Origin of the sequence: uncultured Gimesia sp. (genome assembly GCF_937910335.1) — a bacterium.
GTDB lineage: Bacteria > Planctomycetota > Planctomycetia > Planctomycetales > Planctomycetaceae > Gimesia.
This window is the reverse complement of the sequence record NZ_CALEMX010000559.1, coordinates 1-10,520: the sequence shown is the minus strand read 5'-3', so window position 1 is coordinate 10,520 and position 10,520 is coordinate 1. Positions and strand designations below refer to the sequence as shown.

Sequence of the window (10,520 nt, the reverse complement as noted above, 5' to 3'; positions counted from 1 at the left end):
TGTATCATTCACAATGAGAACCGAACCTGCCACCGGCCAAGGTGATTCCAATTGGCCGTAGGCGACAATTTGCTCATCGACGGGTGCCGCCTGCCTCTTCCAAACGAGCTTTCCTGTTTTTGCATTCAAGCAGAAGACCCAACCGCTCTTGGAACCAAACAGGCAGAGCCCGTTGTAAATGGTGGGCGCGGTATCGACCCGGCCGTTGGCTGTAAATCGCCATTGGACTTTCCCCGATTGGGCATCCATGGCGATCACAGTATGCGTATCCGAATGGGCCACATAAGCCAACCCTTCTGCAATCACCGGACTGGAAATGGGGCCTTTGATAAACGGGTTTTCGCTCCAATCGGCTACAATCGGCCCGGTAAGTTCGGTGGCTTTACCAAGCTTGGTATTCCAGAGCGTCTTTAGTTCTGTGGGACCGGCTGCGGCTGTGCTGGCAGAACGCAGATTGTCATTCCGGTAAGCGGGCCAATCATTGTTTGCTTTTGCCTGGGCAGTCGGAGGGTCCTCACCACTTTCCAATTTAAATTCCATGTTTTTGATATCGAGTTTTCCAATATCACCTGCCTTTCGTTCCGGAGCGAGTGCAGTATAACCACGCAACATTGGCCAGCAGGTACAATGTTTCGGCGTGAGATATATCAGACCGTTCGCAGGAATCCAGCCGCTATCTGCACTGCAATTCGCCTTGGTGATACGGTTGGCGTCGACTTCACCGGTACGTAAATCTGTCAGATCCAGTTCACCTGAGAAGAGGTAATTCGTAGTTGCCACGGGGGGAAAACAGTGTGTGAGGCCGGCAGGATGTGTGCTTAATGTTTTTCCGGAAAGCACATCGATGGATGAGAATTGAATCGGCAATCGTTTTTTGTCTTTATCCTTACCTCCATGCAGGACCCATAATTTTGAGTCGATGAACATGGCGCGTGCCTGTCGGCGATGATTCATGCCGGGTAGATAAATATGGTCCAGTATCGATTTGCCATCCAGGGCAGACAGAATATGGATGCCATTGTCGGGTCCATTGTCGTTGAATGTGGAGACTTCATATGCAATTTTATTATTGTGAAAAACCGCACGGGTGACCTGCGGCAACCAGAGGTAACTGTCATTCTGCCAGCGAACATTTCCCGAGTCGCTGTCGAGCACGACGGCTGTCACTTTCTCACCACGTTTTACATTTCCCTGGAGGAAGGCAACCGTATTTTTTCCCATGACTGCAAAACGAGGAGCTGCCGATTGGTATTCCCATAACTTCTTTGCCGTTTCGACATCAAATGCTTCGACTGAAGCATCGCCAATCGCCACCAGTATTTTCGCGTCGTAAAGGAGATGGCGTGGCTCTGCCGATGTCGGAAATTCATGAACGGTTTCGCCAGTATTGGCATCAAGAGATAGCAGTTTCTTTTGACTGACGGCAAACAGGTAATCGCCGCTTGTGACCGGGTTGGGTACGGATCGCGATAAATTTTTCATCGTAATTTTACCCTCACTGGAGGGTTTGAGTAAATCACGGTCCCACAGACGCAGACCGTTGAAACTATCACGGGTTAACACGCCGGCATAAAAGTTCTTGCCGCCCGCGGTGACCATACCTCGTACTTCCGCCTGAGCGCCCACAACCCAGCGTACTCGCCGCGGTGGACCAACCTGCGTATCGTTGGAAACGGCATTGCCGTCTGAAGCATGCCGCGGATGTGACCAGATATCCATGTCAGCGGGGAACGGCTTTCTGCCGACTACCGAAGTCTTTTCAGAATTCAGTTTGTGGATATTCTCCAGGCCGATTTGTTTGAATAATTCTATTGAAGTTGATTCTGGTGCAATGATTGTTCCCAGTGGGGTCAATACGCGAGCGAATTCCTTAGCGGTAATGTTTCCAGGAGCCTGTTCGATTAGAATCAGGTTCACGATGTTCTCAGCAAAGGGAAGTTTTCCTTTCGCATTGAGTTGATCGACGGACACCATGCCGTAAAGTCCTTGATCATGAAGCGACTTTCGTGCGGCTTGAATCGTTTTGGCATCACGTTCCAAAACACGTACTAAATAACGCCCCGTTTTTGCCATCGCGCTGACGCGGGAAACGTCTTTTGCTCCAATTTGTAAAACGAGTCCCCCCTGAGTACCCGCTTCGGCAGCGAGATTCGTTTCTGCCGCAGAGATATTCTCTTGATGACTGAAAATCAAATAAGCGATACACATACCAAGAGATAAGATGGGAGTGTAGAGACGCGACATAAGAGGCTCCATTCACAATGAGGAGTGCTGCAATGAGGAGTGTGACTTTTCGTTCAGAGGATTTTAATTTTATCTGACTGCTATTAGGAATGTAAAGCTAGTCCGGCTACAGGTCACTATTTTCTCATAAGCGGCAGACTATTAGTGCTGCCATTCATGCTCTGGAAGAAATATCGTTTTTTCTCAAAAACGAGTGTCAATTTTTTCGAACTTCAAATTCATGCGTTGCCATTGAACGTGAAGTTAAATCTTTCACGGTCAATTTCCAGTTTCCGATGGCATCATTTGCGGCAGCTGGTAAATTAAATTCGTAATATCCCTCTTCAGCACAGGCATGATGCGAGTATTCAGAATCTTTACCGTCAGGGTCCGTCACAAGAATCTGCAGCGGTTGTAACCCGCGTGTCGCTGTTTTGTCAGCATTTACAATACGCACGCGAAATTGATTTTCCGTGTTTTGTCTTATCCATTGTGGCGCTTCGACTGCGATTCCCTGAATGTTTTGGGGGGCGAGTGCGATGATCGTTCCGCCAGTTTTGCCGAGATCGACAGAGAACTCAATGACGTCGTCTTTTTGAGAAATGCTTAATTTCTGACTTGCCAATAAATCGTAAGGCGTCGTTCCTGGAGGAAAGGAATCGCGTTTGACACGGATAGTGGCCTTTTGTGGAATCAGCTTTTCCATGACTGCTTTGAAAGGTCCTGTTCTGTCATCATAAGTCCGTTTATCGTTTATAACGACCAGATATTTTACACCATTTTTTTCGAGGACATTGATCAAAACATCGTATTGATCACACCAGATATCGGGTTGAACGATACCTGACAACTTCGTTCTCAATTGTTTTGCATATGACTCAAGCAGTAATTGGTCCTGTTTCGCCGTTACTCCTTGAACTTTTTCCATAGCTGATTTTCCGGGTAGAATATGATCATCCTGCCCCGTTCCTACATAGATCTTTCCGGTCGCAATTGCATTCGCACTTACTTTGCGTCGGTGTGTGAAATCAAAATCGAACCGAATGACATTGGGGATTTCGGCGCCAAGATATTGATCAGATATGACGATACCCCCACGTTTTTGAAAATTCAAAATCTGATCGTAAACCGTTTTGGTTAATACATCGCACTTGGGAAGTACGAGTACATCATACTGGTCCAATCCAAAGCGTTCGATTGTTTCATCAAAAACAACATCTGCATTCAAATGGGCCATCGCCATAACTGTGTAGAAATGGTATGGCTGGTAATTCGGATAGCCTAATAAACCTGTTGATTTATTGTATAATCGTGATGATTCAGAACTCAGGACCGCGATGTTTCGAGGTGCGACGTTTAGCTTACGTATCATCGGGCCAAATGGCTTGAATACTTTTTGTGAGAGGTCGGTTAACGCCTGCATTGATTCCGGGCTGAAAGATAAGTCGCTATGGTAATATCCGTCGAAGGCATAGTAGCCGATTACTTTCGGCGCCCGCGAAAGATTGATCCATGTCGTTTCCCTTAATCTTCCTGGTCCCATCATGATCCAGTTTTTATCGTGTGCTTCCGGGACCACTGAACCTGGATAATTGAGGAGCGTCACCACGTGCAACGGTTCCTGTCCTGAGGGACGGCAGACGGCTCGTAATGTTTCGATATAAAGCATTAACTTCGGATCTGGGTTCGTATAAGTCCAGGTCGAGATGAGATCACAGTTGGGAAACATATCCAAGAGTGCAACACTGCGATACGGGTCTGATAGGAATTGAACATCAGGACGCTGTTGATGAACGGTGTTGGCAGCCCGTTTCAGCGTGTGGTTGATACCATTGCCATGTTGATAGGAGTAACGGCGATAACGCAAGCCACGGTCATCATCTGCGAGCACACCTTTTGCAACATATTTTGCGGGTCCGATCTCTTCTTTTGTGAATCCCAGCATACGCTGCATTTTTTTTAATCCAGCTACGTTTGTATTATGGTAGTACAAATCATCCACGAATTCGGCATCAATAAATGCATATTTAAGATTTGGGAAGTCTCCCAGGACATCCATCATCATTTCATTAGCACGGTCCTGCTGACGCTCTACTTCAGGATGAAAGGGATTGAAATATTCTTGACCATTTCGGCCTGCGCCTTTGTAGCGTGTATCATCATCGGGGGCTGCGATCCTGTGTTTTGTTTTAGAGTTGTCTGATTTTTCCTCGACTAAAGGTTTGGATCCTTTGGGGGGAATCAAATTAAATTCGCGATGCCAGAGTCCTACCGGTGAAAATGAAATATCCATTCCCCGTTTCATCGTCGCCTCTAGTGAACGGCGGTAAGATTGAAGCTGTTTGCGCGGAGCGACTTTGGGAGATGAGTAAGGGAAGACCGGTCCACCGGCAACAGTGAATCCAAGATCTTTCGCTTTCAGTTTCGACTTGGCATGAATGATATCAACGGGACCGCCATAGACCCATTGCCAGACATCGAGTCGTTCTGAATTAGGTCTGCGAATAAGTGCGAAATGGGCCTGATGTTCAGCAAGCGGTTTGAGAGAAATTGCCTGGGGTTGATTCGCTCCGATGTCTTCGAACAGCCTTGTAATCAATTGGTAATCTGCACCAGACTTTAAGTATTTGGTCGAAAGAGTCAATTCAACTGTTGTGGTCTCTTGTGCCTTGAGAGCCGGGACATCTGCGGTTGTGGCGGCCCATTCCTGGCAGGTTAATCGCAGAACTGTTGAAGGAACTGATTTCGCGGAGTCGTTGGTGCATGTGGCTTTCGCATGAATCGTTTCGCCACGCCAATAGGTACTGCGAGGAAGCTCTATTAGTAGTTTTAAATCCGCGAATCCGGTGGTTTGCCAGGCTAACAGAGTGAACAGGGTCGTTAGAAAACGCACAGAGTATCTCCTGAAGGTGTCCGTAGGTAATTGGAGTGATGAGGTTCATAGGGGATTAATAAAATTCATTAAGTAAGAAACTTAATTATATCTCTCGTGCCAACTTCATTCCATGGTGGAAACCAATTATCGTCAGCGATTCTGAAACATTTCTGACAAGTTTGAAAGAAGTAGAGTCATTGAGGCTTCTAAGCTTTTGCAAAATCGGGAGTCTGCTTCTCTCCCACATTCCTGCGTTTCTAGTTATCTTGCATGTTACAAGGAAGTGACCAATTATTTACACGCAAATTTTTAATCGCGAATTAATCAATATGAAACGACGACAGCTGTTTGAGTTTGAAGACTGCCCCTGGTTTCCGAAACTGTTTAGAAATTTTATGACAGATTACCTGCAATTCGTTTCCAGTCAGTTTAATCTGTTTGGTGGAGCTGTTCCGATTCTCACTGATCTCTTACAACGTACAAGCCGTTCAGAGATCGTTGATATTGCCTCCGGTGGTGGTGGCCCCTGGCTTAGTTTGATTCCAAAGCTACAAGAGGATTTTCCGAATTTACGAATCAGATTGACAGATTATTTTCCCAATCAAACGGGCTTACGAAACGTAGAATCGGCTTTTCCTGAAACTGTTGAAATCGAATCGCGACGCGTTGATGCCAAGGCAGTTCCCAGTGATCTATCGGGACTGCGAACTCAATTTCTCAGTCTGCATCACTTTAACCCAGATGAAGTCAAAGACATTCTTCGTAATGCCATTGCTGCCAAAGAGCCCATCGCTATTTTTGAAGCACAGCAGCGTGACGTGGAACATTGCATTCGTTTCGCACTTTCTCCGATATTCGTTTTATTATTGACACCGTTTGTGAGACCGTTTCGCATTCTCAGGCTGGTCTTCACATATCTCATTCCATTAATTCCCCTCTTTGTCTTTTGGGATGGCATTGTCTCTGTATTACGAACTTATACGGTCGATGAAATGCTGGAAATGGCTAGCGAAGCAGATGAGCAGCAAAGCTTTGAGTGGAAAGCCGAGGTGATCAACGGCGGTCAAATCAAACTCCCGTATCTCATCGGCTGGCCTATAGAGTAATTAACTTATTGAATTGAGGTCTGTGAATGATCCCTTTGTTGATCAATCTGTCTTTAAAAAATGCCTCACATTACAACAAATCAACCAAAACTATGCTGCCCTTGAAGATTTTAGAATGTATGATCCAACTTTGATATGAGTGTTGACTCTCTATGAGGTCGAAGTTATGCTGGTGTGACGCGTTATGTATATGGAACGTTGTTGGAGCGGCTGAGGATTGTTTGATGAAAGTGGCTACTACAAGTGTTCCCGCGTTGGAGCGGGGGTTGGATGTGTTGGAATTGCTGAATCAAGTCCCCGAGGGACTGGGTATCAGTGAATTGGCGGCCCGGCTTTCGCTCAACAAAAATGCCATCTTTCGGATTACGCATACGCTGACAGATCGCAATTATCTGGAACGTGATCCTCTCTCGAAGCGTTTTCGACTTTCAACCAAGTTTCTGACGTTGGGACTTCCACAAGTGGGCGATGTGAGTCTGGTTGAAGAGGCATTGCCGTTCATGCGTGAATTACGTGATGCTACCCGGGAGACTGTGCAGCTTGGAATTCGCGTTGGTGATGAAGGTGTGATCATTGAACAGGTGAGTGGACTGCATCCGCTAAGAATTGCCGTGGATGTCGGGCTTCGCTTTCCTTTGCACAACAACGCGCCTGGTAAAACGCTTCTGACATTTCAGAATTCAGAAGAGGTCGTGTCAACCATCGATCGGATTCCGTTAACTGCAGATACATCACGTACTATCATAGAGCCTGATGCTTTGTTGGCGGAATGCGAGCGGATTCGCAGCTGTCGCTATGCTACGGATTATGCGGAAGCAGATGAAGGCATCCACTGCATTGCTGCTCCTGTTACTGGATCTGATGAGAATTTGATCGCCGTCGTCTGGGTATCGGCTCCCTCGAAGCGAATGCCGAAAGGTGTGTTCTCCAGCGTGGGAAAACAGGTTTTGCAATGTGCTGATGAGATCGCCGGGAGGCTGGGCCGATGAAACGGATTCGAATAGAGTTTTGTCTGCTGGTCTGGCTCTTAGTCTCAGGTTCTCTCTTTGCAGATGAAAAGACCTTTTTCAGCAAGTCTGTCGAACCGATATTGAAACAACACTGCTACGAATGTCATTCTCATGCAATGGGTGTGATGGAAGGCGATCTGACTCTGGATTGGCGGAGCGGCTGGAAGACGGGAGGTAGTCGTGGTACAGCGATTGTTCCCGGTAAGCCCGAGGCGAGTCTGATGATCAAAGCCGTGATGCATACCGATCCCGATCTGGAGATGCCTGAAAAAAAACTCTCTGACAAAGAGATCGCCATTCTTACCAAATGGGTTAAAAATGGTGCATTGGATCCACGAATTACCAAACCTGGTCCTGAAGCAAACGGAGACACAAACTGGTGGTCTTTAGAACCGCTAAAACGCCCTGATGTTCCCGGTGATGGATCAGAGAACGCGGTTGATGCGTTTATTCACGCACGATTACAAAAAGAGAACTTGAAGTCCTCCCCTGAAGCTGATCGTCGTACTTTAATTCGCCGCTTAACATATGACTTACATGGATTAATGCCGAGCATCGAAGACACCACAGCATTTATGGCTGATAAACGCCCAAATGCTTATGAAAGTCTGGTAGAACGTCTATTGAACTCGCCGCGCTATGGAGAACGTTGGGCGCGACACTGGCTCGATACGGTGCATTTCGCCGATTCGCATGGATTTGAACATGATGAATATCGACCCAACGCGTGGCGCTATCGTGACTATGTGATCGACCGATTTAACCAGGATACGCCGTGGTCAACGTTTATTAAAGAACAACTGGCGGCTGATCATTTCTTTCCCAAGTCGTCCGAGTTAACAGTGGCGCTCGGTTTTCTTGGGGCAGGTCCTTACGATCGAAGTGCAGCCGCCACGGCACCGAAGTCGTTTGAATATCTTGATCGTGATGATCTTGTGACGCAGACAATGGGAGCCTTCGCCAGTACCACAGCGAACTGTGCCCGGTGTCATACTCATAAGTTTGATCCGATCACACAGGCCGACTATTTTGCATTGCAGGCGGTGTTTGCCGGTATTGGGAAAGGGGATGTTTCTTTCGACATCGATCAGGGTGTTAGTGCACAACGCAGGCATTGGAATTCACTCAAGGCAGCAGCACTGCAAAAGAACGCGAGTCTGTTGTTGACCGTTGAAAACTTAAAAATGGTAGCGGAATGGGAGAAAACCCGTGTTTCGAAACCGCATTGGGTGCCGTTGAAATCTGATGTATTTCTCTCAACCAACGGGGCCGATCTGAAACGTAAAGCCGATGGTTCGATTCTTTCGAGTGGGAAATTACCTGAGCAGGAAACGATTGTTGTCACCGCGAGTACAACTTTGTCAAAAGTCACAGCGGTTCGGCTGGATGTGCTGGCAGATGATTCATTGCCTCATAAAGGACCGGGGCGAACGCACAACGGAAATTTGCATCTGACAGAATTCGAACTCCGCGCCTTCTCTCCGAATGCAAAAGAGGGGAAAGTGATTCCCATTCGTCAGGCGACGGCTGATTTCAATCAGGCTGGCTGGACGATTCAACATGCCATAGACGGGAATCTCAAGACGGCCTGGGGGATTTATCCCAAAGTCGGAGTCGGGCATCATGCCGTCTTTGAGTTGAAGGCGCCACTTGTCATTGAGCCCGGGACGCGTCTTGTCGTCACGCTGAAACAACTGCACGGCGGTAGTCACATTATTGGGCGGTTCAAACTGGCAGCGACGGATGCTGCCCGGTTGAACGTCATCGCTTTACCCGCAGAAGCGGAGGTGGTACTCGATGTACCTCAAGCCAAAAGAACTCCGGAGCAACAGGCACTGCTTGCTGCTGCGGTATTACAACATCGAGCGGAACAGGAGCTACAGAAATTACCGCCTTATGTCAAAGTTTACGCGGCAGGGGCGGAGGCGACGAATGAACGAGGTATGGTGAAATATGCTACGCCGCGCGAGATTCGGCTGTTAGTGCGTGGAGATCTTACAAAGCCGCGCGATGTTGTTGCCCCTGGTGCTTTGACGGCTTTGTCTCCCTTGCCAGCCCGTTTTGAATTGCCCAAACCGCATTCCGAATCGGCACGACGGGCGGCGCTTGCCGATTGGCTGGCAGATCCGCGAAATCCATTGACCTGGCGGAGTATTGCGAATCGAGTATGGCATTATCATTTTGGTAAAGGACTTTGTGATACACCGAATGATTTTGGACGGATGGGGGGCACACCTTCACATCCTGAATTACTCAATTGGCTGGCCTGTGAATTGCGCGATCATCGGGGGTCATTGAAACATTTACATCGTCTGATATGCAACAGTAAGATATATCGGCAATCATCGGCCTATCGTGCCGATTTGGTCAAACGCGATCCTGAGAATCGCTTATTGGCGCGCATGTCACGCCAACGGTTGGATGCAGATACTTTTCGAGACTCCGTTTTGCAGGCAAGTGGTTTACTCGACTTGAAAATGGGAGGTCCTGGTATTTCACATTTTACGACGAGCCCTGGGGCTCAGGTGACCCCCATGTTGCACTACGATCAATTCGACCTGGACAGTACGGGGGCTTATCGACGCAGTATTTATCGCGTTGTCTGGCGCGGAATCGCTGACCCCTTGATGGACGCGCTTGATTTTCCGGATCTCGGATTATTGTCACCCGCACGCGGATTTTCTGCATCGCCATTGCAATCGTTGGTGCTCTTGAATAATCGATTTGTTTTACATCATGCTCAGAAGATGGCAAAACGAGCTCGTACTGCGGAATCAAAAATTCCCGATCAAGTTAAACAGATTGTTTTATGGACATGGTTACGTGAACCAACACCTGATGAATTAAAAAGCATGACGGATTTAGCGGAAGAGCATGGTTTGGAAACAGTTTGCAGGATGGTTTTCAATACGAATGAGTTTCTTTTTGTTGAGTAACGGGGATGTCTTAGATGTTGAATCTTCCATTAACACGGCGTGAAATGCTGACTCAATCAGGAGGTGGCTTTGGTGCAGCGGCACTCGCAGCCTGGTTGGGGGATGACGCATTCGCTGCACCTGTGGACAAATCGAAAGCAGGTTTACATCATCCTCCCAAAGCGCGGCGCATCATTCAGTTGTTTATGAACGGCGGAACCAGTCCGATGGATACGTTCGATTATAAGCCGGAGTTAGAACGACTGCATGGCCAAAAAATAGGTCCAAAAGAAAAACCCGAAGGTTTCACAGCTGCACCTGGTGCAGTGATGAAAAGTCCTTTTAAATTTGCGCAACATGGGGAGACGGGACGCTGGGTGAGTACGGTCTT

At 47.7% G+C, this 10,520-nt stretch carries 6 protein-coding genes; 4 read left to right on the top strand and 2 right to left on the bottom strand.

Features of this window, described 5'->3' with window-relative positions:
* Both Q0668_RS23050 and Q0668_RS23045 read right to left on the bottom strand, forming a co-directional pair.
* Positions 1-2,244, bottom strand: a 2,244-nt coding sequence (locus tag Q0668_RS23050; RefSeq protein WP_298868893.1) for a PQQ-binding-like beta-propeller repeat protein, incomplete at its 3' end; no start/stop codon positions are given.
* A gap of 196 nt (positions 2,245-2,440) precedes the next feature.
* The gene (locus tag Q0668_RS23045) at positions 2,441-5,116 is read right to left on the bottom strand and encodes a hypothetical protein (protein WP_298868892.1); all 2,676 of its coding nucleotides are present in this window, start codon (positions 5,114-5,116) and stop codon (positions 2,441-2,443) included.
* 311 nt (positions 5,117-5,427) lie between these two features.
* Between Q0668_RS23045 and Q0668_RS23040 the strand changes: the two genes are divergently transcribed.
* The 4 genes from Q0668_RS23040 to Q0668_RS23025 form a co-directional block, all read left to right on the top strand.
* Positions 5,428-6,204, top strand: a complete 777-nt coding sequence (locus tag Q0668_RS23040; RefSeq protein WP_298868891.1) for a hypothetical protein — start codon at positions 5,428-5,430, stop codon at positions 6,202-6,204.
* A 224-nt stretch (positions 6,205-6,428) separates the two neighbouring features.
* Positions 6,429-7,193: an IclR family transcriptional regulator gene (locus Q0668_RS23035; RefSeq protein ID WP_298868889.1), complete on the top strand. Its 765-nt coding sequence runs from the start codon at positions 6,429-6,431 to the stop codon at positions 7,191-7,193.
* Positions 7,190-10,150 (top strand): PSD1 and planctomycete cytochrome C domain-containing protein, encoded by a 2,961-nt coding sequence (locus Q0668_RS23030; protein WP_298868887.1) that lies wholly within the window; start codon positions 7,190-7,192, stop codon positions 10,148-10,150. Before Q0668_RS23035 ends, Q0668_RS23030 begins: the two co-directional genes overlap by 4 nt.
* Positions 10,151-10,164: 14 nt before the next feature.
* A partial coding sequence (locus Q0668_RS23025) for a DUF1501 domain-containing protein (RefSeq protein WP_298868885.1) occupies positions 10,165-10,520 on the top strand: 356 nt, incomplete at its 3' end.